At 64.0% G+C, this 23,348-nt stretch carries 22 protein-coding genes and 1 pseudogene; 17 read left to right on the top strand and 6 right to left on the bottom strand.

Going from position 1 to position 23,348, the window contains the following annotated elements; genetic code table 11:
• From VIQ49_RS21195 to VIQ49_RS21205, 3 genes and pseudogenes are all read left to right on the top strand, one after another.
• Positions 1-188, top strand: a pseudogene (locus VIQ49_RS21195) (hypothetical protein); the annotation flags it as partial.
• A gap of 30 nt (positions 189-218) precedes the next feature.
• Positions 219-419 carry a hypothetical protein gene (locus VIQ49_RS21200; protein ID WP_331888350.1) on the top strand — a complete coding sequence of 67 codons (201 nt, stop codon included), beginning with the start codon at positions 219-221 and terminating at the stop codon, positions 417-419.
• Positions 420-441: 22 nt separating this feature from the next.
• Positions 442-828, top strand: coding sequence for a hypothetical protein (locus tag VIQ49_RS21205; RefSeq protein ID WP_331888352.1), 387 nt, complete (start codon positions 442-444; stop codon positions 826-828).
• Between the two features lie 780 nt (positions 829-1,608).
• Here VIQ49_RS21205 and VIQ49_RS21210 read toward each other — a convergent pair.
• The gene (locus VIQ49_RS21210) at positions 1,609-4,020 is read right to left on the bottom strand and encodes a hypothetical protein (RefSeq protein WP_331888354.1); all 2,412 of its coding nucleotides are present in this window, start codon (positions 4,018-4,020) and stop codon (positions 1,609-1,611) included.
• Positions 4,020-4,325, bottom strand: a complete 306-nt coding sequence (locus VIQ49_RS21215; protein WP_331888355.1) for a hypothetical protein — start codon at positions 4,323-4,325, stop codon at positions 4,020-4,022. The genes VIQ49_RS21210 and VIQ49_RS21215 overlap by 1 nt, the downstream gene beginning before the upstream one ends.
• A 146-nt stretch (positions 4,326-4,471) precedes the next feature.
• Here VIQ49_RS21215 and hemL point away from each other — a divergent pair, with 146 nt between their 5' ends.
• The 6 genes from hemL to ccsB all read left to right on the top strand — a co-directional run bounded on the left by hemL (position 4,472) and on the right by ccsB (position 10,575).
• On the top strand, positions 4,472-5,797 hold the full coding sequence (hemL, locus tag VIQ49_RS21220) for a glutamate-1-semialdehyde 2,1-aminomutase (protein ID WP_331888469.1): 1,326 nt from the start codon (positions 4,472-4,474) through the stop codon (positions 5,795-5,797).
• A complete protein-coding gene (locus VIQ49_RS21225) occupies positions 5,797-6,423 on the top strand; it encodes a histidine phosphatase family protein (RefSeq protein ID WP_331888357.1) in 627 nt (208 codons plus the stop codon). The genes hemL and VIQ49_RS21225 overlap by 1 nt, the downstream gene beginning before the upstream one ends.
• Before the next feature lie 72 nt (positions 6,424-6,495).
• Positions 6,496-7,083 (top strand): TlpA disulfide reductase family protein, encoded by a 588-nt coding sequence (locus VIQ49_RS21230; protein ID WP_331888471.1) that lies wholly within the window; start codon positions 6,496-6,498, stop codon positions 7,081-7,083.
• Positions 7,080-7,898: a cytochrome c biogenesis CcdA family protein gene (locus VIQ49_RS21235; RefSeq protein ID WP_331888359.1), complete on the top strand. Its 819-nt coding sequence runs from the start codon at positions 7,080-7,082 to the stop codon at positions 7,896-7,898. The genes VIQ49_RS21230 and VIQ49_RS21235 overlap by 4 nt, the downstream gene beginning before the upstream one ends.
• Positions 7,895-9,604 (top strand): cytochrome c biogenesis protein ResB, encoded by a 1,710-nt coding sequence (resB, locus tag VIQ49_RS21240; RefSeq protein ID WP_331888361.1) that lies wholly within the window; start codon positions 7,895-7,897, stop codon positions 9,602-9,604. Before VIQ49_RS21235 ends, resB begins: the two co-directional genes overlap by 4 nt.
• On the top strand, positions 9,601-10,575 hold the full coding sequence (gene ccsB, locus VIQ49_RS21245) for a c-type cytochrome biogenesis protein CcsB (protein ID WP_331888363.1): 975 nt from the start codon (positions 9,601-9,603) through the stop codon (positions 10,573-10,575). Before resB ends, ccsB begins: the two co-directional genes overlap by 4 nt.
• A 68-nt stretch (positions 10,576-10,643) precedes the next feature.
• Here the strand turns inward: ccsB and VIQ49_RS21250 are convergent, their stop codons facing one another.
• From VIQ49_RS21250 to VIQ49_RS21260, 3 genes are all read right to left on the bottom strand, one after another.
• Positions 10,644-11,066, bottom strand: a complete 423-nt coding sequence (locus VIQ49_RS21250; protein WP_414731679.1) for a helix-turn-helix domain-containing protein — start codon at positions 11,064-11,066, stop codon at positions 10,644-10,646.
• Positions 11,067-11,280: 214 nt separating this feature from the next.
• Positions 11,281-11,523: a hypothetical protein gene (locus VIQ49_RS21255; RefSeq protein ID WP_331888365.1), complete on the bottom strand. Its 243-nt coding sequence runs from the start codon at positions 11,521-11,523 to the stop codon at positions 11,281-11,283.
• Positions 11,524-11,658: 135 nt separating this feature from the next.
• Entirely contained in the window at positions 11,659-11,925 is a 267-nt protein-coding gene (locus VIQ49_RS21260) for a BldC family transcriptional regulator (protein WP_331888367.1), read from the bottom strand.
• 215 nt (positions 11,926-12,140) lie between these two features.
• Between VIQ49_RS21260 and VIQ49_RS21265 the strand changes: the two genes are divergently transcribed.
• The 7 genes from VIQ49_RS21265 to VIQ49_RS21295 all read left to right on the top strand — a co-directional run bounded on the left by VIQ49_RS21265 (position 12,141) and on the right by VIQ49_RS21295 (position 19,061).
• Complete coding sequence (locus tag VIQ49_RS21265) at positions 12,141-12,512, top strand: DUF4229 domain-containing protein (protein WP_331888369.1); 372 nt, start codon at positions 12,141-12,143, stop codon at positions 12,510-12,512.
• Positions 12,513-12,514: 2 nt separating this feature from the next.
• The gene (locus tag VIQ49_RS21270; RefSeq protein ID WP_331888371.1) at positions 12,515-13,672 is read left to right on the top strand and encodes a PLP-dependent cysteine synthase family protein; all 1,158 of its coding nucleotides are present in this window, start codon (positions 12,515-12,517) and stop codon (positions 13,670-13,672) included.
• 31 nt (positions 13,673-13,703) lie between these two features.
• The gene (locus VIQ49_RS21275; RefSeq protein WP_331888475.1) at positions 13,704-14,387 is read left to right on the top strand and encodes an ABC transporter ATP-binding protein; all 684 of its coding nucleotides are present in this window, start codon (positions 13,704-13,706) and stop codon (positions 14,385-14,387) included.
• The gene (locus VIQ49_RS21280) at positions 14,384-16,924 is read left to right on the top strand and encodes an FtsX-like permease family protein (protein WP_331888373.1); all 2,541 of its coding nucleotides are present in this window, start codon (positions 14,384-14,386) and stop codon (positions 16,922-16,924) included. Before VIQ49_RS21275 ends, VIQ49_RS21280 begins: the two co-directional genes overlap by 4 nt.
• 129 nt (positions 16,925-17,053) lie before the next feature.
• Positions 17,054-17,932, top strand: a complete 879-nt coding sequence (locus VIQ49_RS21285; protein ID WP_331888375.1) for a DUF559 domain-containing protein — start codon at positions 17,054-17,056, stop codon at positions 17,930-17,932.
• A gap of 101 nt (positions 17,933-18,033) precedes the next feature.
• A complete protein-coding gene (locus VIQ49_RS21290) occupies positions 18,034-18,249 on the top strand; it encodes a hypothetical protein (protein WP_020107858.1) in 216 nt (71 codons plus the stop codon).
• Positions 18,250-18,311: 62 nt separating this feature from the next.
• Positions 18,312-19,061, top strand: coding sequence for a Clp protease N-terminal domain-containing protein (locus VIQ49_RS21295; RefSeq protein ID WP_331888379.1), 750 nt, complete (start codon positions 18,312-18,314; stop codon positions 19,059-19,061).
• Positions 19,062-19,127: 66 nt separating this feature from the next.
• On the opposite strand, the gene VIQ49_RS21300 is transcribed toward VIQ49_RS21295, so the two are convergent.
• Complete coding sequence (locus VIQ49_RS21300; protein WP_331888381.1) at positions 19,128-19,997, bottom strand: 1,4-dihydroxy-2-naphthoate polyprenyltransferase; 870 nt, start codon at positions 19,995-19,997, stop codon at positions 19,128-19,130.
• A gap of 116 nt (positions 19,998-20,113) precedes the next feature.
• Here VIQ49_RS21300 and VIQ49_RS21305 point away from each other — a divergent pair, with 116 nt between their 5' ends.
• On the top strand, positions 20,114-23,347 hold the full coding sequence (locus tag VIQ49_RS21305; RefSeq protein ID WP_331888383.1) for a BTAD domain-containing putative transcriptional regulator: 3,234 nt from the start codon (positions 20,114-20,116) through the stop codon (positions 23,345-23,347).
• Position 23,348 lies beyond the last annotated feature (1 nt).

Raw genomic sequence — 23,348 nt, forward strand, 5'->3', positions numbered from 1 at the left:
CGATCACCGGCACGCTCGATCCGGTGACCAAAGCGCTCTGGGATGTCGTTGCCGCCAAATGGGCTGCGGCCGGGATGAACAACCCCCACGATCCGGACTCACCGTCGGGCCGGCGGACAAAGCCGACAAGGACACCGTGCGCGCGGCAGCCGCACGCGATCATCGCACGCCGGGAAACGCAACCATGACGTTGGAGCAGCTCGAACAAGAAACGGGGTGTGGCCACCACCGCCTCGGGTGGGGTGATGCCGGTGCGGGACGCGATCCGGTTGGCCGGTGTCAATCGTAAGTTTTTGGCGTTGCTCGACGACAAGCACCGCCCGCTGTTTCTGGGTCGGGAACGACGTCTGGCCACCGCTGATCAGCGGATGGCGTTGATCGCTGCCGAGCGGGGATGCCCGTGGCCGGCCCTACTGTGATGCTCCGGCGACAGAGGTGGCGGTGCATCACACGCGGGAGTGGTCCAAGGGTGGCTGGACCGACATCACCGTCCTGACCCTGGTCTGCGATCCCGACCACGCCCAGATCCATGATGGTGAGACCGGGTGGAACACCGAGATCATCAACGCTGACACCGGTCCACCGGGTTGGCAGGGCCGGATCGGGTGGCGTCAACGCGGAACACTGGATCGGCCGCGCCCCAACAACACTCATTTCCCGGAGGAGTACTTCACCAACCCGGAAATGTGGAACCCCGACAGCAGGGCCGATGCCGAGTGGTTCGCAGAACGCGCCAGGACGGCGTTCGAGAACAAGCACGAAGCATCGCTCGCGCCGGTCTATGCAGTCGACTTCGGCTGGAAGAAAGCCACATACAACGCTGCCTGATTGCTGTGGAACAGCGATCTACACGCCAGTCCCAGGCCAACCGGGTGATGGTGGCAGAGGCTCCGTATGGGTATCGACATTGGTTCTTTGAGTGGGGAGCGGCGGCAGGCCATCGCTGTTGGTTTCGCATTCAGCGTACTGCGGGGTGTCGCCGCCTTGCGGGAGTTTCGGTACGAAATCCCACGCTGTTGCCCTCCACTGTCCGAACTTGTTCGTCGTCGGGGCACGGTTGGGTCCACGTTGTTCGGTAGGTGGAGGTGTCCCGTTTCTGTTGAACTCCAGAATAATTGGGCCGGGATTCCATGCTCTGGATACCAGGCGGTCGGGGCCGTCGTTCCAAGGCTCGAAACGTGTATAGGCCCCGTAGCGACACAGCGTCACTTGTGTCGCTACATCGGTGTCGTGCCGACTGAGCAGTCGGTAAATGAGGGTTCCCGTGAACGGGCCGAAAGGGCTGTCCAGACTCAGTTGGCTGGCCACTTCTGGTGGGGATGCGGCCTCGAAACCTGGGTACCCCCACTCCATGCCGACTCCGTCGCGGGCGAGTTCGTGTGATTCGACAAACGCGCGTATGAACGTACCCTCGGCGCTCATGGGGTCGAATCCTGCAGTCGGAATCCACCGAAACGAGACGTTCATACCATGGGGCTGGGGAGATGCTTCGGAATCGCTGACTCGATCGGCCGGATTGGCTGGGTCGCCAGATCCGCACGAACTCAGCAAGAGTGCCGCAGTCGCTGCGCCGATCCAAAATCTGTTGCGGATCAATGACTTTATCACCTACCAGTCCTTCGGTTCTCTTCCGGTCGTTCGTGTTGTCTCGAACGCGATCAGAGAAGGGCCCATTACCGCGACCACTTCGCGTTTGAAGTTCTCGTCCCTGAAGTTCTGCAGGTTGACCAGTCCCTTATCGTCGAAGTATTTTCCCAACGTCGGGTCGTCGCGTATCTCTGCGTGGCTGGATGCGTAGCTATTGAGGATTTGTTCGTACCGCGCCGTTGTTGTGGTCGTTGAATCCAGCTGCTGCTTGAGTGCTTTCGAGCTATCATCCGCTTGAATATTGCTCGGATCGGTGGGGTCCCCGATGGCTTCCAGCTTTGCCCATGGAGCCAGAGTGTCGAATGCGACTTTTATTGGTGCGGCCATCGGAATGGATCCGACGATCGCCTTGCCTGAGTCGAATATTCCACCCTTCTCGGCGTAGTCGAGTGTGGCTGCGTACCTTTTGTCTGCCAGATCATCTGCGGTCTGAGCATCGAGTCCGGTGTACATGGCGCCTTCGATTCGGCCGGTCAGTTCTCCGAAGTTGTTGTTCGTAGGGTCTTGGCCGAATTGGTAATTGAGGTAATTGATGGTCTGTGATGCTGCGGTATTTATGGATCTGCCCGCTTCTGCGTCGGTGTCCAACACGCTGAAGATGTCCGTCAGTTGTTGCGAACTATCTAGTTCTGTTGTGCCATTCGTCGTAAAGAGTCCGTCAGGTGCGCCGGCGAGGTCGCCTAGATGTGGAGATATCGCCAGGGCGAGTGTGCGTGTCACCTCTGGATTGACTTCACCTAGCGCGGGTGCGCCCCCATGTACATCCATCAATGCTTCTTTGTTCTCAGCGATTATTCTGGCCAGTTCTGAGCCCGATTCACCCGCTCGCCACGATTCGGCGACTGCGTTGGGCGGTGATCCGTCCGGCGCCGCGGCGGAATCGCCAATCCAGCGGAACATATTGTTCGGGCCGGATTCGGAGGCTCCGGTTCCGTCCGGCCAGTCGAACGACAGAAGCTTCGTCATGGCTTGGCTTGCGTTGTAATCCCTTGTGGTTCCGTCGATGTCGATGGTTTGCGGCATAGCGGATGTCGCGGATGGTCCGCCGTCGCGCCCAGTCATCAATGCGTCGTGAACCGCTATGTGATCGTTGCCTGCCACAGAGGTCATCTTGCCGAGCACCTCCGAAATGTCGGCGCGGCTGGTGTAGTCGTTGCCGGTGCCGTAGATCGCCGACTGGTCGGCGGCCGCACCTGCTATTTCGCTGCTCCGCACGATCAGCGCACGATCGATGTCGCTACCCAACTGGATGCCGACGTCACCGTGGCTGAGAATGTTGGCGACGTCTCCCAGCTTCGTCAGGGTGGGGAAGTCTTTTGTCACGACCGAATACGTGGACGTGCCTGCGTTGAAGGTCACGAGGCTCGAACGTGCTGCTTGTTGAGTCAGCGGATCACGAATCGCGCTCGGCAGTTGTGACAAACCGCCCCGCAGGTAGCCGGGCGTCGTAGGCAGGCCGATGATGGGATTGATGGTTTTGCTGAACACGTTGTCGATTGGCTGGTCGGTTCGCACATGCGGATTCGACAGAATTTGTAGTCCGTTGGCCAGAGACGCTTTCAGCGCAGGATCGTCCCCGCCGAAGCTGGTGAACGCATCCAGTCCGCCTTCACCGAGTTTGGCGTAAACGCCCTGTAGGTACTCGAACTGACCTTTGCCGATGACCGCGTCACGGCCCTGAATCAGCGCGTCCTTTTGTTCGGGAGTCAGGCTCGTAGCAGCATTGAAGCGAGCCTTCTGTTGTGGTGTCGCAGTTCCATCGGCGATCGCCTCGGTATCGCGAGCGGCTTGCTGGCGGGACAGTCCCGCAGCAGCAGGAGCGTTGATCTCCGCATTACCGAACGCATTGGCCAAAGCGTCTGCGCCTGCTTGGTCGTCGACGCCCATCTGGTCTGCCAGCGCTTGCAAAGACAGTGTCGCGTTGAGCGCGTCGTTGGCTCGGAGGTCGCGAGCCGCCACAAGCTTGTTGTATCCCTCGCTCCCCTCCTCTTCGCGAGCGATCGCGGTCGCGTAGTCGCGAGTTTCGGTCACCGTCCAGTCGTCGGCAACGGCAAAGTCATCACGCTCGAGACCGTCGCAGCGGGTGAGCGCCGTGGTGCGATTCGGTTCGATCGCATTTGCCGTGTTGTTCAGGATGTTTCCCGCCCGATCGATGTCGGTTCCCAGTTTGTTGATCTCGGTCTGGTCAGACAACGCGCGTTCTTCGCACGCGCGTTGCGACTCCCCGTGCCAGTTACCGGTGCCCTGTGCGGCGTCGACAACCGCTTGTGTCTGGGTTCGGAGCGTCACCGCAGCTTCGACGAGGCCGTCGGCCTGGGTGCGTAGCGTCGTGAGGTTCCATCCGTTCACCGTCGACCGCGTCGGTTGGCCCATCAGAACTCGCCGATCGCACGGAAGCCGGCGGCAGACTCTTCTTCGGTGTCGATGATTTCATTGCCGGTGTCCGTGCAAGCATTGCCGATCTGCTCCACCCGACCGGATGCTCGGCTGAGTAGATCAGTGATCAGAGCGTCTTTGCCGGCACAGACTCCGGCGATTGCAGAGTTGGGCATAGCTGTTGCGCAATCGGCGAAACCGGGCTCCGCGGTGATTTCGCGGAAGCCGGCGGCAAGTGTTATCAGCTTTGTGCCGACATTGTGGATCGTGGTGACCTCATCGACATCGAACTGTTCCCCCATGAAAAGCCCCCCGGCCTCGATCTAGTTTGCCGAAGCCTAACCGATGACCCCGGAACCCCCGGTTGTGGTGGATTCTGGCGAGGAAAAGCCCAGGTCGAGGTCGCCAAAGCCCACCATTTTCGGTTCGGGGGTCGGGGTTTGTCACACTGGAGGTCGTGTCGCATGCCACCGATCAGTCAGCGCAGCTTTTCGAGCGCGCATCCCGTGCCATTCCAGGCGGGGTGAATTCACCCGTTCGCGCCTTCAACTCCGTCGGCGGAACGCCTCGGTTCATCTCCAGCGCATCCGGTTGCCGGATGACCGATGCCGATGGCAACACCTACGTCGACCTCGTCTCCAGTTGGGGCCCGATGATCCTGGGTCACGCCCATCCGGCGGTTGTGGAGGCGGTGCAGAAGGCCGCGACGACGGGCTTGTCGTTCGGGGCGCCGACCGAGGCCGAGATCGAGCTGGCCGAGGAGATCATCAAGCGGGTGGCGCCCGTCGAACAGGTTCGGTTGGTCAACTCGGGCACCGAGGCGACGATGTCGGCGGTGCGTCTGGCCCGTGGGTTCACCGGCCGCACCAAGATCATCAAGTTCTCGGGTTGTTACCACGGACACGTCGACGCTTTGCTGGCCGATGCCGGCTCGGGCCTGGCGACGCTGGGGCTGCCGACATCGCCGGGTGTGACCGGTGCTCAGGCACAGGACACCATCGTTCTGCCGTACAACGACCTCGCTGCCGTCCGCGAGACCTTCGCCGCGTACCCGGGACAGATCGCAGCGGTCATCACCGAGGCCGCCGCCGGGAACATGGGTGCGGTCGCCCCGGTCGCAGGTTTCAATCAGGGACTCAAAGACGTCACGAGCGCCGACGGTGCTCTTCTCATCATCGACGAGGTCATGACCGGCTTCCGGGTGAGCAAGGCCGGATGGTTCGGTCTCGAGGGCGTGGCCGGCGACCTCTACACGTTCGGCAAGGTCATGAGCGGTGGACTTCCGGCTGCAGCATTCGGTGGTCGGGCAGATGTCATGGCCTACCTGGCTCCGGCCGGTCCCGTCTACCAGGCCGGCACCCTGTCCGGGAACCCGGTGGCGGTGGCCGCCGGGCTGGCGACTCTGCGCCACGCCGACGACGACGTCTACGCGGCCCTCGACGCCAACTCCGAGCGGCTGGGCTCCCTGATCGGGGACGCGCTGTCCGCCGAGGGTGTCGGCCATCGCGTGCAGTACGCCGGCAACCTGGTCAGCGTGTTCTTCACCGCAGAAGCCGAAAAGCCCATCACTGACTACGCCGCGGTCAAAAAGACGGAGACCTGGCGTTTTGCGCCGTTCTTCCACGCTCTGCTCGATGCCGGCGTCTATCCGCCGCCCAGTGCCTTCGAAGCCTGGTTTGTATCCGCGGCGTTGGACGAGGATGCTTTCGGTGTCATGGCCGGGGCACTCCCGGCTGCTGCGACCGCCGCTGCGCGGGCCCAAAAGGAGAACTGATGCGCACGATCGTGCACATGATGCGGCACGGGGAAGTCCACAACCCCGACGGCATCCTCTATGGCCGACTGCCTGGCTTTCATCTGTCCGAGCTCGGCGCAACCCAGGCGATGACGGTCGCGAGCACCCTCGCCGACCACGACATCACCCACGTGTTCGCCTCCCCGCTGCAACGTGCACAGGAGACCGCGACCCCGATCGCGTCAGCGCATGGACTCGACATCATCACCGACGAAGGTCTGATCGAAGCCGACAACACCTTCGAGGGCCTGAAGGTGTCGGTGGGTGACGGTGCGCTGCGTCGTCCGCGGCACTGGGTCAAGCTGCGTGACCCGTTCACACCGAGCTGGGGCGAGCCGTACATCCAGCTCGCGCACCGCATGCTCGCGGTCGCGAACAAGGCGCGTGAAGAGGCCAAAGGTCATGAGGCCGTGTGTGTCAGCCATCAGCTTCCGGTGTATACGCTGCGCAGATTCCTTGAAGGACAACGTCTTTGGCACGATCCGCGCAAGCGGCAGTGTTCGCTGGCCTCTCTGACCAGCCTGTTGTACGACGGCGACGCGTTGGTGGACATCGTCTACTCCGAACCCGCCGGTGCCTCGGACCCGCTTGCCACGGGAGCCTGAGGTAGCGACGTAGTGATGGAGCTCGGCCCTGAACGTGGATTGACCCGTGTGTTGGCACCGCTTGGTTGGCGGATGGTGACGCTGCTGGTCCTCGGTATCGCGACGCTGTTGGTGGTCGCCGGTTGTGGAACCGGCGACGACGCGGTGTCGCAAGGTGAGAACTTCGAATTCGTTTCTCCCGGCGGCAAGACCGAGATCTTCTATGATCCGCCGTCCGAGCGTGGCAAGGTTTCCGACCTGTCCGGCCCCGACCTGCTCTCCGACGACAAAACCATCAGCCTCACCGACTTCGAGGGTCAGGTTGTGGTCATCAACGTGTGGGGCTCGTGGTGTGGTCCGTGCCGCGGCGAGGCAACCGCTCTCGAAGAGGTCTACGCCAACACCAAGGATTCGGGTGTTGCGTTCCTGGGCATCGATTTCCGGGATCGCAAGGATTCAGCCCGCGACTTCGTGGTCGACCGTGAGGTCACGTATCCCTCGATCTACGACTACGACGGGCGCACCCTGTCGAAGCTGACCACGCCGACCTCCGTGGTCCCGACCACGCTGGTCCTCGATCGTCAGCACCGTGCCGCGGCGGTCTTCCTCAAGGCCGTCACCGCCGACCAACTGCAACCTGTCGTCGAGCGGATTGCCGCCGAAACACCTGATACCCCATGACTTTCCTGGCCCAGAGTTCAAGCCACGTCGCCGGAGTCGGTGACAGCTTCGCGGACACCGTTTCCACCGGACCGCTGTTGCTGGCGCTCGGGGCATGCATGCTCGCGGGGCTGGTCTCGTTCGCCTCGCCCTGCGTGGTGCCGCTGGTGCCCGGATACCTGTCGTACCTCGCCGGGCTGGTGGGTGCCGAGGCGCCGGCGATGTCGGAGGTGGAGTCGAAGAAGGCCGGTCGCCTTCGGGTCACCGGGGCCGCCTTGCTCTTTGTGCTCGGATTCACGGTGGTATTCGTGCTGGCCACCGCATCTGTGTTCGGGATCACGAGTACTTTTGTGGTCAATCGCGAACTGCTGCAACGCGTCGGTGGCGTCATCACCATCATCATGGGCCTGGTGTTCATCGGCCTGATCCCGATACTGCAGCGCGACGCCAGATTCCATCCCCGGCTGGTGTCGAACTTGGTCGGAGCCCCCTTGCTGGGCGCTGTCTTCGCGCTCGGCTGGACCCCCTGCCTCGGTCCGACCTTGGCCGCCGTCATCACCACCGCCAGTGGCACCGAGGGCTCGACCGCCGCTCGCGGTGTGACGCTCATCATCTTCTACTGCCTCGGCCTGGGGCTCCCGTTCATCCTGCTGGCGTTCGGTTCGGCCTGGGCGTTGCGCGCGGTGGGCTGGATGCGCACAAATGCCCGGGCGATCCAGATCTTCGGAGGTGTACTACTGGTTGTCGTGGGTGTGGCGTTGGTGACCGGTCTGTGGGACCAATTCATCGTTTGGGTTCGGGACATGTTCGTCTCGGACACGGTGCTGCCGATATGACCGCCACCGAGACGAGAACTCCGCCACCGGTCCCGAAGGCCGGCCCCTTCAAACGCTTCCTGCTGTGGCCGGCGCGGAACACCTGGCGCTCGCTGACGTCGATGCGGACAGCGCTGGCGCTGCTGTTCCTGCTGGCCCTGGCCGCGGTTCCGGGTGCGCTCCTGCCGCAGCGGTCGCTGAACGAGTTCAAGACCGAGCAGTACATCGCCGATCACGGCTTCATCGGCCGGTTCTTCGACAAGATCCAGATGTACGAGGTGTTCTCCAGCATCTGGTTCACCGCCATCTACGTCCTGCTGTTCATCTCGCTGGTCGGATGTCTGACGCCCCGCATGATCGAACACGCCAAGGCGTTGCGGGCCCGCCCGGTCCCGGCGCCCCGCAACCTCGGCCGACTGCCGCGGCACGAGAGCCATGAGGTCGACGGCACTCCCGACGAGATCGCGTCGAAGATCACCTCCGGCCTGCGCGGATGGCGTAAGACCACCCGCACGGTGGAGCGCAGAGAGGCCGACGGCTCCGTGGCCACCGTCGTGGAGGTCTCGGCCGAGAAGGGGTACCTCCGCGAAGGTGGCAACCTCGTCTTCCACTTCGCGTTGCTGGCGCTGTTGGTCGCGATCGCCGCGGGCAAGATGTTCGGCTACGAAGGCACCCGGATCCTGGTCGCCGACGGTGAGGAAGGCTTCTGCAACACCTCGACCGCGGTGTATGACTCCTTCCGGGCGGGCAATCTGGTCGACGGCACCAACCTCAACGAGTTCTGCCTGCAGGTGGAGTCGTTCGACGCGGACTTCCTGCCGTCCGGGCAGCCCGAGATGTACAGCGCTGACGTGAAGTACCAGGTCGGCAATGAGATCGACGGCGACGACTGGGACTCCAGCGAGGTCAAGGTCAACCACCCGCTGCGGATCGCCGGTGACCGCGTCTATCTGCTCGGCAATGGTTTTGCCCCCACGTTCACGGTCACCTTCCCGGGTGGAGAAACCCGCACCCAGACGGTCCCGTTCCGGCCGGATGAGCTGCAGACGATGATGTCGAGTGGGGTGGCCCGATTCGACACCCCGGCCGGGATGTATCCCAATGAGGACGAGCGCAGGAAGAACCAGATTGCCATCGAAGGCCTCTTCGCTCCGACGGCCACGTTCCACGGCGGTCTGATGACGTCGAGTTTCCCGCTCCCCGAGGCCCCGGCGGTGGCGATCGACATCTACAAGGGCGACACCGGCCTCGACACCGGCCGACCGCAAAACGTCTTCGCACTCGATGTGAACCTGGTCAACCAGGGACGGCTGCTCAAACAGGAACGCGTCAATCTGAACATGGGTGAATCGACCACCCTCGAGGACGGGACGCAGGTCTCGTTCGACGGCTATCAGAGATGGGTGTCGTTGCAGGTCTCGCACGATCCCGCGCAGAAGTGGGTGCTGGTCTCCGCGATCGCAATGCTCGGCGGACTGCTGGTCTCGCTGCTGATCAAGCGTCGGCGGGTCTGGGCCCGGATCACGCCCATGACCGGTTCCACTGGTGATGGCACCGCTACGGTGGGTGTGCGACGCTCTGTAGTAGAAATGGCGGGTCTGGCACGTACAGATCAGGCCGGCTGGGGCGAGGGCTTCGGCGACATGGTCGCCGACTTGCTGGATCTCACGCCTGACGCGGACAAGAACAAGCCTGGTGGCAACGAGCAAGGTGGACGAAAAAGATGAACGTCGATGAGACCCTCTCCCGGTTTTCCGACCTGACCTATGGGACGGCGCTGACCGTCTACGTCCTGGCGATGATCATGTTCCTGGTGTCGTTGGCCACCAAGAACAAGACCGTAGAGAAGTCCAGCCAACTCGTCGCCGCCGGTGGTGGTGGCGCCCCGGTGGACGCCGACGACGTGCGGATGCCCGGCAAGGTTCAGGCCACCGAGAAAGCGCCACTGGGAGACCGGTTGGCGAAGATGGCCTACGGTGTGGTGGTCCTGGCGACGGCGCTGCACATCACCTCGATTGTGTTGCGCGGCATCGCAACCGACCGCGCGCCGTGGGGCAACATGTACGAGTTCGTCTCCATCACCTGCGCCGCCGGCATGGTTGCGGCGCTCGTGGTGCTGCGCAAGCGTGAGTATCGTCCGCTGCTCGGGTTCGTCCTGCTGCCGGTGGTCATCCTGCTGTTCATCGCCGGCACGTACCTCTACACCAACGCCGCACCGGTGGTCCCGGCGCTCAAGTCGTACTGGCTGGCCATTCACGTCTCGATCGTCGCCCTGGGCTCCGGCGTCTTCCTGGTGTCCGGTGTCGCGAGCATTCTTTACCTGCTCAAACTGAAGTACCCCGAACCGAGTGACCGATTCTGGGGACGCATCCTGCAGCGCGTGCCCTCGGCCCAGACGCTCGACCGCATCGCCTACAAGACCGTGGTGTTCGCGTTCCCGCTGTTCGGTCTCGGTGTCATCTGCGGTGCCATCTGGGCGGAAGCCGCGTGGGGCCGGTTCTGGGGATGGGACCCCAAGGAGACCGTGTCGTTCATCGCCTGGGTGATCTACGCGGCGTACCTGCATGCGCGGGCGACCGCCGGTTGGCGCAACACGGCAGCGGCCTGGATCAACATCGCCGGATTCACCGCGATGCTGTTCAACCTCTTCATCATCAACCTGGTTGTGTCCGGCCTGCACTCGTACGCCGGCCTCTGACCGCGACGCACAAGGCGCCCTGAACCGTCCGGTTGAGGGCGCCTTTGCCGTCTATCGAGGTGTCCCGATCAGACGTCGCGGTCGTTTTGCTGTTTCTTGACGACCTTCAGGAGTTCGATCACGACGTCGATGGTATCGGTGGAGATGGCCTCGTGCCGGAACGCCGCGAGGTGTGCTCCGGTCTCGGCTGCCATTTGGACGTATTCACGTTGTTGCTCTACGCGTTTGAGATCTTCATCGGGGTCGGTCAAGAAATACGTGACGCTGATTTCGAATGCCCGGGAAATGGCTTCGACGGTTCGAAACGACGGAGTTTTGGCCTTGCCGGTCCGTAGCTGGGAGATATAAGCGTCGCTCAGGGTGTAGCCGAGCTGGTTCGCCTTCAGGGCAATCTTCTTGCCCGTGTACGGGATTCCGTTCTCGTCGCGGACCGTGCTGAACAGTTCGTTCAGATGGTCGGCAAACGTTTTTCCGTCGTGTACAGCAGCCACTTATCTAACTCCCCAGACCTATTGACCGCAGCAGTGTGGTGCGGTCGAACTAGAGCGTGACTCTACCGTTAAAGTTCGCAAAGTGGGTATCGAGACCGAACGCCTTCCGGCAATTCGGTCTCGTTAACTGCGGGCTTATTTTGGTGAATATCGGCGGGGAATTGGCGCTGAATTGTTGGACACAAGGCCAAAAAACTTTGGGCAGTTGTGCAGGTCAGTCGGTAGAAGTCGGGCGGTCGTCGCCGTCCGAATTAAATTTCGGATTCTTGTCGCGGGATTTACGATCTAGATCTTTCAGGAATTCGAGATCGTCATCCGGACCCACCGGACCGCGTGTTCTCTGACGCCGGGGTGCTGCCGGTCCGCGGGATTCTTCCCCCTCGGCGTCCGGCCCGAACGCGCGCCAGGCGAGGTATGTCAGTGCCAACAGGCCGATGATGGCGAGTAGGTAGATCATTTCGGCACCTCCAGATTCAAAGCCGTTGAATCCAGGCTACTGGAGGCGTCAGTCAGTGGTGCCGCCTGAGCGGAACGGGTGATCACATCGGACGCACGAGTGTCGGCCGGGGGTCGTCTGACCGGCGTCTGGGGATCAGCTACCGGTCGCGGGCGTGCGTCGATTGAGGAGCTCCACGACGTCTTCTTCCCGGAATCGGCGGTGCCCGCCCGGCGTGCGGATGGCCCCGAGCAGCCCCGAGCTGGCCCACCGGGCGACGGTCTTGGGGTTGACGTTGAACATGGCCGCCACCTGGCCGGGCGTCAGCGTGTGTTGGCTTGCGGCCTGTGGCGAGAGGACCGGTCCGGCACCGAGCGAGCCGGGGGTGGGGGTGTGCTGTCCGAGGGGGCCTGCAAACGTCATCGCTGCTCCTAATCGAGGTGGGCTGTCAACCGCGTGCCATACATCCGTCTGGACGTCAGGCGCGAATAGTGCGCGCAGGGTCTCCCCTGGATTCCGAGGAGCCTACGACTCATGGTTACACCGATTTGCCCAGGTATTCGAATAGTTAGGTGTTGGTAAAGGGATGGCAAAGGCGGACGTTTCCGGCTCCTTCCGGGCGCAGTAAGGTCTAGTACGTGAGCACGAACGAGCCGGCCGGAAAGAAACGGTCATCTGGGAAAAAAGACCGAACGCCTCAAGTCGAGCCGTCGCCGGGGGCGGGCCGTCGTCTGGCCATCGACCTGGTGCTCTTCACCGGCGCGCGGATCGCGCTGGTCATCGCCCTGGCGGCCGGGATCTACCTGATCGGACAGGCGGTGGGGATCGACGTACCGATCCTGGTTGCGGCCTTCTTCGCCGTGATCATCGCCCTGCCGCTGGGCATGCTGCTGTTCAAGGGACTACGCGAACGTGTGAACGCCGGCATCGCGACAGTCGACGCCGGGCGCAAGGCGCAGCGCGAGAACCTGTCGTCACGGCTTCGTGGTGAAGACGGAACCGACAAGTAGCCATGGCCGGCAGTGGACGCACGGAGTCGGATGCGGTCTGGACGCGGGAAGTCGACCGCCGGGCTGATCGTGGGTGGGTCGACAATGCGATCCGGCTCATCGATGCCGACGCCACCCGGAGTGCGGACACACACCTGCTGAGATTTCCGCTCCCGTCGTGGTCGCGATGGGACACCGGTTCGGGCAGTACCGGGATCTCGCTCTACCTGAAGGACGAGAGCACCCACATCACGGGTTCGCTCAAGCATCGCCTCGCTCGGTCATTGTTTCTCTACGCGCTCTGCAACGGCTGGATCACCGAGGGGACCACGGTCATCGAGGCCTCGTCGGGATCGACTGCGGTGTCCGAGGCGTACTTCGCTCAGTTGATCGGGGTTCCGTTCATCGCGGTGATGCCCGCGACAACGTCACCGGCCAAGATCGGGCTCATCGAACGGCAGGGTGGACGCTGCCACTTCGTCCAGCGGTCCGATGAGGTGTACGACGCCGCGCAGCAGCTGGCCGATCAGACCGACGGACATTTCATCGACCAGTTCACGATGGCCGAGCGGGCCACGGACTGGCGCGGCAACAACAACATCGCCGAATCGATCTTCAGCCAGATGCTGCAAGAAGAGTTTCCGGTGCCGACCTGGGTTGTGGTGGGTGCGGGAACGGGCGGCACCTCGGCGACCATCGGCCGATTCATCCGGTACCGACGGCACCACACGTGGCTCTGTGTTGTCGATCCGGAGAACTCGGCCTTCTATCCGGCGTACCGCGACGGAGACCCGGGTGCGCCGGCCGGACCGGTGCCCGGCTCACGCATCGAGGGCATCGGACGTCCGCGGGTCGAGCCGTCGTTCATTTCACAGGTGATCGACAAGATGGTCTCCGTACCCGACGACGCGAGCATCGCCACCGCGCGCCGCGCCAGTGACCTACTCGGCCGCCGGGTCGGTGGATCGACCGGGACCAACCTCTGGGGTGCGCTCCGGCTGGTGGCCGACATGCGCAAGGAGGGTACGCCGGGCAGCGTGGTGTCCCTGCTCTGCGATGGCGGGGATCGGTACTCGGGTACCTACTACAACGACGACTGGGTGACCGGTGCCGGGCTCGACCTGGCCCGCGCCGAATACACATTGGACAGATTCTTTGCGGCAGGGGAATGGATTGAGTGAGCAGAGTTCGGGTTTGAGCGACGTTCGCGAGATGAACGGGCAGCCGATCGTCGAGGCGATCAATCTGGTGCGGGAGTATCAGATGGGCCAGGAGAAGGTCCGGGCGCTCGACGGTCTGAATCTGACACTCGAAGCGCGTCAGTTCGTTTCCATCGTCGGGCCCTCCGGCGCCGGTAAGAGCACGCTGCTGCACGTCCTCGGGGCACTTGATGTTCCCGACTCGGGATCGATCGTCGTAGACGGTCTGGACCTGTCGAAGCTCTCCGAGGACCAGCAGTCCGAGTTCCGGCGCAAGCGGGTCGGTTTCATCTTCCAGTTCTTCAATCTCATCCCGACGATGTCGGCGTGGGAAAATGTGGCATTGCCGCGTCTGCTCGACGGGAGATCATTGCGGTCGGCCAAGTCCGAGGCCATCGCGCTGCTCGACCGGGTCGGGCTCGGTGAACGTTCGAAACATCGTCCGTCCGAGCTGTCGGGTGGGCAGATGCAGCGGGTGGCCATCGCGCGGTCGCTGATCATGAGCCCGCGGATCGTCCTCGCCGACGAGCCGACCGGAAACCTGGATTCGCATACGGGCGAATCCATCCTGGAACTCCTGACCGAGGTCGCGCATGAGGGCGATGGCCGGCTGGTGGTCATGGTGACCCACGACAACAAGGCCGCTGCGCACGCCGATCGGACGATCACCGTGCGAGACGGGAAGATCCAGGAGTGAAGCCCTCTGCACTGTTCGGGTCGGTGCGAGCCGGCCTGACCCGGATCAGGCTTGTCAATCTTCGGGAACTGCTCGGGCATCGGCTGCGGGTGACCACATCGCTGATGGTGGTTGTGGTCGCGTCCGCTCTGCTGGTCGCGGTCTTCGGCACGTATGGGTCGCTGACCTCGTCGGTGCAGAAGCTCAGTGACACCATCTCGGGTACCGCTGATCTCGAAGTTGCCGGCATTGTCGACTCCGGTGTCGACGATGCGCTGATGGGCCAGATCCGTCGCGAAGTTCCGTCCGCGAAAAGTGTTGTCCCACTGATCAACAGCCCGATCTACGTCGATGGTGAACGGTTCACGGTCCTCGGCAGCGACAACAACATCACCGCGCTCAGTGGCGGTCTGCGGGATGCCGTCGCAGAGGCGGCGACCGCCGGTGGCACCGGCGTGAACGAATTGATGACGGGGATCAGCGTCGGCAAGGCCACCGGATTCCAGAAGGGTCAACAGGTTTCGATCAACGGGGTCGACACCACGGTGTCGATGGTGATCGACGCCCCGGAAGCGGCTTCCATCAATGCCGGGAAGTTCATCTTCGCCTACCTCGGATTGGCCCAGCGGCTCACCGACCACGACGGCCGGGTCGACTCGATCCTGGTGACAAAGGAACCGGGAACGTCGACCGATGATCTGCGCGAGCAACTGAACTCGGTGGTCGACGGCAGGGCCGCGGTGGTCAGCCCCGACTTCCGTGCGAAACAGGCCGAAACGGCAAGCGCGACAACCCGTAACTCGACTCTGCTGGTGTCGCTGATCTCGTTGGTGATCGCCGGATTCCTGGTGTTCAACACGATGAACATGGCGGTTGCGTCGCGGCGGTCGTCGATCGCGATGATCCGGGCCCTCGGTGGCAAGCGTGGACCGCTGGTCGCCGACCTGATCGGGGAGGCCGCACTGTTCGGCCTGGTGGGCGGCCTGATCGGGGTGCCCGTCGGAATTCTGGCCGGTCGCTGGGCGATCGGGCAGTTGCCAGAGGCGTTGGGATCCTATGGCGCCACAGTCGAATTCAGTTTGCCGGGCTACGCCGCTCCGGCCGCGGTGATCGCGTGTGTACTCGCCTGTACCGGGGCCAGCGCGCTGGCCGCCCGGTCGGTGTTCACGGTTTCCCCGATCGAGGCGATGTCGGGAGGTGCTGTCGCCGAGCAGCGGGCCGGACGCGGTGTGGCCGCCAAGGTGTGCGCGGTGCTCGGTGTGATCCTCATCGTCGTCGGCTGGATCATGGCCAACCGGATCCAGAGTGCGGCGGTCGCGACCGCAGGAATCGTCTTCTGCGTCGGCATGCTGCTCGTGTGTTATGCCATCACAAGGCCTTTGGTCGCGGCGGTGAGCGCGCTGGCCTCTCGCTTCGGTGGCCCGGGCACGTTGAGTGCAGTCAACACCGAGCGGGCTCCGCGACGTGCGTGGGCAACGCTGATGACGGTCGCGGTGGCGATCACGGTCGGACTGTGTACGTCCGGTGTGATGAACAATCTGGTGTCGTCGATCACGAATTCGCTCGATGGTCTGGGCGACACGGACTTCTACGTCTCCACCCAGGACGGCGCGACGGTTCCGGACGGGCCGATCCTCGATCCTGCGGTGGCATCGGCGATTTCGGAGGTGCCCGGGGTCGAGGAGGTGGTCGGGGGACAGTGGGCGTCGGTCAACATCGGCGAGTCGCTGGTGATGCTGCAGGGACTCGATCCCGGCACCACCGCACCGTTCGTCACGAAAGGGTCGCCGGAGGTGATCGATGAGGTCCTCGCCGGCCGCGGGATCATCATGTCGCAGACGCTGGCAGACAATCTCGACGCCGAGGTCGGTGATCCGGTCGAGATCGCATCACCGACCGGTTACCACTCGCTTCCCGTCCTGCAGGTTGTCGACTACGTGAGCATCAACTCCGGAACCGCGGCGATCTCGCATGAACTGCTGGCCGACTGGTTCGTGCGGCCCGGCGACACCTACCTGCAGGTGACGACGGAACCGGGTGTCGACAAGGAGCAGATCCAGCCGGTGCTCGCCGCCGCTGCCGAGGGTGCCACGACGATGCCGACGCACGTCTACACGGGCGAGCAAGGGCTCAACGCCACCAAGGCATCCGTCGAACAGTCGGGCGCGTTTGCGATCGCCATCCAGTGGATCGTCGCGGTGGTCGCGGCGATCGCGTTGCTGAACACGCTGTTGCTCTCGGTGATCGAGCGCAAACGCGAACTCGGGGTGCTGCGGGCGATGGGTGCCTCACGCAAGTTCGTCCAGCGGATGGTTCTCGCCGAGGCCGCGGCCGTGGCGGCGGTCGGGTCGCTGCTCGGTGTCGTGATGGGTACGGCGCTGCACCTGGTCGGCAACAAAATCCTCACGCAGTCGACAGCCGTCGACGTGGTGTATTCGCCGCAGGCGCTCATCGTTGTCTATGTGGTGATCGCGTTCGGCCTGTGCTTCGCCGGTGCCTTCTTCCCGGCCGCTCGTGCCGGCCGGATGAACATCAGCGAGTCCCTCCTCACCGAGTGATCTTGGTGGGTTTTGGCGACTGTTTTCCCAGGTCGGGCTCTCCACAATCCACCAATTTCGGGGCGCGGGCTGTGGATAACTCGGGTATTCCGGGGCCAGTCGGCTCGAGTACATCTGCAGACTCGGGCCATGGGGGAACTGCCAACCGGTCCGGCGCGTGCCGCCGACCTGCTCGACATCATGTCTCGATACCAGCTGCGGCTCGAGTACCGCTCCATCCTGCGCGGAGTGTGGCTCCGCAACGATCAGGCCGCCGACTTCGGTGTCCTGTCGATCGCGGCGGGGATGCTCAACGAGCATGCGGTCCTCTGCGGTTGGTCCGCGGCCCACATCTGGGGCAATCCGTATCGCCCGAAGATCGCCGAACCGGAAATCGTGGCGCCGATCGATGGGAACAAGCGATACGAGGGTGTCTGCGTTCGTCGCGTCCAGATCGAATCCGATGAGATCGTCGACCTCCACGGAGTGCGATGCACGTCGCTGGCGAGGACCGGTATTGATCTGGGGCGCTTCAATCTTCGCGACGAAGCAGTCGCGGCACTCGATGCGATGGCCGGGCTCTGGCCGACGATGCTCGACGAGATGCGTGCCGAACTCAAGCGGTGGGAGAACCACTGGGGCATAGGCAAGGCGATCACCGCGATGCGTCTGGTCGACCCACTCGCGGAGTCTCCCTGGGAGACCCGGCTGCGGCTGATTCTTGTCGACGAGTGCTTGTGCGGGTGGGATCTGCAGGTCGAGGTGATGAACGGGCGCTACCGCCTCGATATCGCATGGCCGAAGCTCAAGGTCGCCGTCGAGTACGACGGTGCACATCACCGCACCGCCGAACAGCACGCCAAAGACCTAGAGCGGTGGAACCGCCTACGTGCCGGGGGATGGATCGTCATCCCGGTGACCGCGGTGAACATCCGCGCCAACCGCGCAGAATTCGTCGCACAGGTACGTGCCGCACTCTTCTCCCGAGGCTGGGTCTGCTCCGATCCTGGTGGCTTTTGGAGACCCTGAACTGGGAAAACGCTCGCCAAAACCCACCAAGATCGGGGGCGGCGGGCGCGAGTTGTCAATAAATGTTGACACGGGATGCGTGTCAGGGTAACTTGACAATCGTGCAAGACAACAAAGAAGACATCACCGCTGCAGTTGCAGATCGTGATCCGGCCAAAGGGCTGGCCGCGGTCAGAGCGCTGCGAACGTTGGCCGATCGGCTTGAAGACGTACAGGTCGCCAATGCCCGGCAACAAGGCTGGAGTTGGCAGGCAATCGCCGACGTACTGCAGGTGAGCCGTCAAGCCGTGCACCAAAAGCACTCTCGCGGCGAATAGCCGCCGCGTTCCATATCAGGAAGCGAGACAACATGTTTCACCAGTTCACTCGCGAAAACAGGATGACCCTGGTTTTCGCTTATCAGGAGGCAGCCGACCTCGGACACACCACACTCGGCAACGACCACCTCATCCTCGGCATGCTCTGCAATGCCCGGAGTTCGGTGTTCAACATCCTCGGTGAGCAGGGTTTGACCCTGGCTCAGGCCCGCGAAGTGGTACGTGAGTTCCACGAGGCCAACAAGACCGACGCGGACAAAGATCGCGTCGACGAAGACCGGGCCGCCCTCGCGGCCATCGGAATCGATCTCGACAAGGTTCGCGCGGCGGTCAAATCCGCGTTCGGCGACGACATCACCGACAACTGGGGCAAACGCCGCGGCGGCCGGGATGGACGTGAACGCGGCCCCCGCGAACGCGTCGGGCCACACGAACGTGGTGGACCGCACGGACGTGGCGGGCCACATGGGCGCGGCGGGCCGCACGGACGTCGTCCGGGTCCCTGGCAGCGTCCGGAAGGTGACGGGCCCGCGCCGTGGGAACGCGAAGACGGTGAAGACCGTGGACCGTGGGAAGGTGGCCGAGGCCGCCGTGGACCCCGGGGTGGCATGCGCCGGCCCCGATTCTCCGCGGACGCCAAGTCGGCGATCACCCACGCGGCACTCATCGCACGGGAAGCGGGCCGCGAGCTGATCGCGGAGGACGTCTTACTGGGAATCCTCGCCACCGACGATGCCGCCTCCAAGGCGCTCATCGCATCAGCGACCACCCCTGAGGCCATCCGTACCGCGCTCCAAACGACCACCAGCTGACCGAAAGTGGTGGGTTCTGGTGACCGCGACCTGCGTGTTCACTCGCCAAAACCCACCAAAATCGGGCTAGGCGAGGAGTAGTCCGGCGGCGGTGCCGATCGACCAGAGAAGCATTGCCAGGCCGGTGAGGGCCAGCGCCGGAATCAAAGCAGGCCCGACGGCCCCGGTGCGAACCGGCGCGTTGGCCTTGTAGGCCAGCGGGACCGAGATCAAGCCGAGTAACGCCCACGGGGTGGCCGCGATCAGCGCGAGACTGGCAAGCGACGGAATCGCCACGAGCGCCGTGTGAAGCACTCGAGTTCGATTGTCGCCCAGCCGAACCGCAAGCGTCACCTTCCCCGACTCCGTGTCGGTGGGGATGTCGCGGAGGTTGTTGGCCACCAGGACTCCACTGGAATAGCAACCCACGGCCACCGCAGCGAGAAAGCCGACCCAGTCGACCTTTTCGGCTTGCACGAACTGCGTGCCGAGGACGGCGACGAGTCCGAAGAACACAAACACCGAAACCTCACCGAAACCGCTGTACCCGTACGGGTTTCGGCCACCGGTGTAATACCAGGCCGCGACGATGCAGGCCAGGCCCACCAGGATCAGCCACCAGGCGCTCGTCAACGCGAGCACCAGCCCGGCGATCCCGGCAACGGCCAGGGCTGTCATCGCCGCGGCCTTCACCGACTTCGGGGTGGCCACCTTGGAACCGATGAGCCGCATCGGGCCGACCCGCACGTCGTCGGTGCCGCGGATGCCGTCCGAATAGTCGTTGGCGAAGTTCACGCCGATGATCAACGCCAACGCCACCACCAGGGCGAGAGCCGCCTTCCACCACACGATGTCGGCAACCCAGCCGGCCGCGCCGGTACCGGCGATGACCGGCGCGATCGCGTTGGGATACGTGCGGGGCCGAGATCCTTCGAACCATTGCGCTGCGGAAGCCATGTGAGCATCCTTCCGTACCCTCTTGCCGACGTCGCCCGGCCCCACCCACTACGCTGGAGCGAGCATTGTTGACCTGCATTTATGCAGCCGGACCGCCCACTATTTGCGAGGAAGACGTGGCATCAGCCGTCGTAGCGCCGATCATCGGACTGCTCGGACCTGTCTCGATCGCGGACGAAAACGGGCAAATGCGACCGGTCCCCGGAATCCGGGCGCGGCGGCTGTTGGCGGTCCTGGCGCTGACACCGGGCAGTCAGAGGTCGCAGTCCGCCCTCATCGACGGCGTCTGGGGCGACGACCTCCCGCGATCGCCGCAGTCGGCGCTCCACACCCAGATCTCGCGGCTTCGACCGCTGCTCCCGGAGGGTGCGATCGAGGCAGGCCCGGCCGGTTACCGACTCACGCTGCCGTCGGCCGCCGTCGACATCTTCGCCGCCCAGTCGTTGCTCGGCGCCGGCACGGCGCGGTCGCTGGACGCGGCCTCCCGGCTCTGGCGCGGAACACCCGGTGACGATCTCGGCGACGACGAACTCGCGCGCGAGGTTCGGCAGACCGCCGACCGCGTTCACGACGAGCTCGATGAACGCCGGGCGCAGAAAGCGCTGGACGACGGAGATTTCGAGACCGTCCGGGCGCTGGCACAGCGCAAAGCCGATGCCGACCCCCTCGACGAGTCGGCCCAGGCAACCCTGATGCGGGCGCTGTCGACGCTCGGCCGCGGCGCCGAGGCATTGGCGGTGTTCGCGCGCTTGCGCCGCACGCTGTCCACCGAACTCGGCGCCGACCCGGGGCCGGAGGTGATGGCCATCCATGAACAGTTGTTGCGGCCGGCGCCTGTCGAGCGACCCCGGACCACCGGCCGGGCGATGTCGGTGGGGTTGTCCGCCGAGCCGAATGAACTCCTGGGCCGCGCCGACGACGTCAACCGCGTCTGTTCACTGCTCCGCACCTCGCGAGTGGTGACGATTCAGGGACCTGGAGGTGCCGGGAAGACACGCGTGGCCAACCTGATCGGGCATCTGGTTGCCGAGGAAGGCGTGCGGGTGTACTTCATCGAACTCGCTTCTGTGCGCGGCGACGACGACGTACTGGCCGCCGTGGCGGCAACCCTGGGTGTCGGTGAGTCCGACATCGGACTCGGTAGCCGTCCGCGCCTCGCCTTTTCGGACCTGCAGACCCGCCTCGCCGACGCGCTCACGTCGGAGACGTTGGTCATCTTCGACAACTGTGAACATGTGGTGGACGCCTGTGCCCGCGTGGCAACCGAACTCGTCGGGATGTCCGAGGACGTCCGGATCCTGACCACCAGTCGGTCACCGCTGCGTGTCAACGCCGAGGTGATCCATCAGCTCCCACCGTTGGCCGTCGACGAGTCCGGCTCGGCCGCAACAGATCTGTTCATCGCACGAGCGCGCGCGATCCGTCCCGACGTGACCATCCACAACGCGGAGGTCGCGAGCCTGTGCCGAGCGCTCGACGGGCTGCCCCTGGCCATCGAGCTGGCCGCCGCTCGCGTCCGGACGATGAGTGTTGCCGAGATATCGCAGCGGCTGTCGCAGCGATTTGCCCTGCTGCGCACGGGAGATCGTTCGTCGCCGGCCCGTCATCGGACCCTGCATGCGGTCATCGAGTGGAGTTGGGAACTCCTCGACGAATCCGCCCGGATCGCGTTGCGCCGGCTGTGCCGCTTTCCCGGCGGGTTCTCACGCGCTGCGGCCCGCGAGGTCGTGGGTGTCGGCGACCTCGAACTCGACGACAACCTCGACGCCCTTGTCGATCAATCGCTCCTGCGAGTTTCCGAGCACGGCGGCGTCCGCTATCGCATGCTCGAGACCGTGCGAGAGTTCGGTGAAGAGCAGCTGATCGCCTCGAATGAAGGGCCGCAGGTGAATTCGTCGATCGCCCGGTGGGCCCGGACGTTTGCCGGTGGTGCCCGCGAGCCCTTCGAGAACGGCGAGCAACCGGTCGTGTTGGCGGCGGTGGCCGGTGAAATGGACAACCTGGTCTGGGTGCTGCGCCGCTGTATGGAACCGGATGTGGCTGCGCGCCCGGCAGACTGGGAACAGACGATCGTCACCTGCTTCCCGGTGGTCACGGGGTTCTGGGCGATTCGCGGTCTGCACGGCGAGGTGATGACCTGGGCGCCGAGGGTCATCGCCGTTCTGCCACACTTGGATCAGGCAGCTGCGGATGCGTTGGACGACGCCGAGCGGGAAAGCCGCCAGGCCGTCTACCTGATTGCCGGCGGTCACCTGCTGATGGCCCGCAGTCTCCGGCTCGTCGCGATCGCCAGGTGGCAGTTGCGCCGGCTGCACCGTCCCGACCTCGCCGACCAACGTCAATTCGACTTCGTGTCTTCGATAATGTTGGCACGTACCATGTTCGGCGCCGTCCGGCGGATGGTGATCGGTACCCGATGTGCCGATCCGCGGGTGCGGATGATCGCGACGATGCTGACCGCGAACGCGCACGAGAACAAATCCGACAGGCGCGGCGCGATGCGTGCGGCAGACGTCGCCCTGGGGATCGCGGAGTCCCAGGGCGACTTGTGGGTCACCGCCAGTGTGCTGACGCAGATCGGCAGTTTTCACGGCCAGACTGCCGACTATGAGACGGCGATCGAGCATTACCGTCGTGCGATGGACCTGCTCGAGAAGATCGGCTCCGACCAGGATGTGCGGCAGACCCGTGGTTACGTCGTCGCCGCGCTGGTCGGTAAGGGGCGTATCGAGGAGGCGCGCAAGGAGTTTGCCGTTCTGGCCGAAGGGTGGGTTCCGGCAGATCCCGATCCGAGGCTGCATCCCGAGATCGCCGCATCGATTCTGGTGGGTGCCGCGGAGTTGGAATGGCGTGACAACAATGTCGATGAGGCCGCCGACCTCTTCGAACGTTCGGTGCGGCTGCTGCTGGCAGAGCATCCGTTGCCGGGGCAGGATCCCTTTGTCGGCATGGTGATCAGCGCCGGGGTCTGTGGAATGGTATTGGCAGGGCGCGTCGTCAGCTCGGGACACTATCTGTCGAACCTCGGAATGATCGCGGCATCCATGTTCAGCCCGGGCGGGCTCGGGGACCTTCCGCAATTGGGCTCCATCGCCATGGCGTTCGGAACGTCGCTGTGCGGCCGACATCCCGGATCGGTGGAGGGAGCACGGTTGTTCCTGCTGGCCGAGCGGATCGGATGCCGGCTCGACTACTCGACTCTGATGCTCGTGCGTGATCGGCGGCAGGAAATCGCAGCCGTGACAGACGAATGCTGGAAGCAGCTGAGCGCCGAGATCGACAAGATGTCCCGGCGGCAGGCCTCGGAGGACATCTTGTCGATCATGGAAAACAGCTTGGCGGCAACCTGAC

It is taken from the genome of Williamsia sp. (assembly GCF_036566845.1).
GTDB lineage: Bacteria > Actinomycetota > Actinomycetes > Mycobacteriales > Mycobacteriaceae > Williamsia.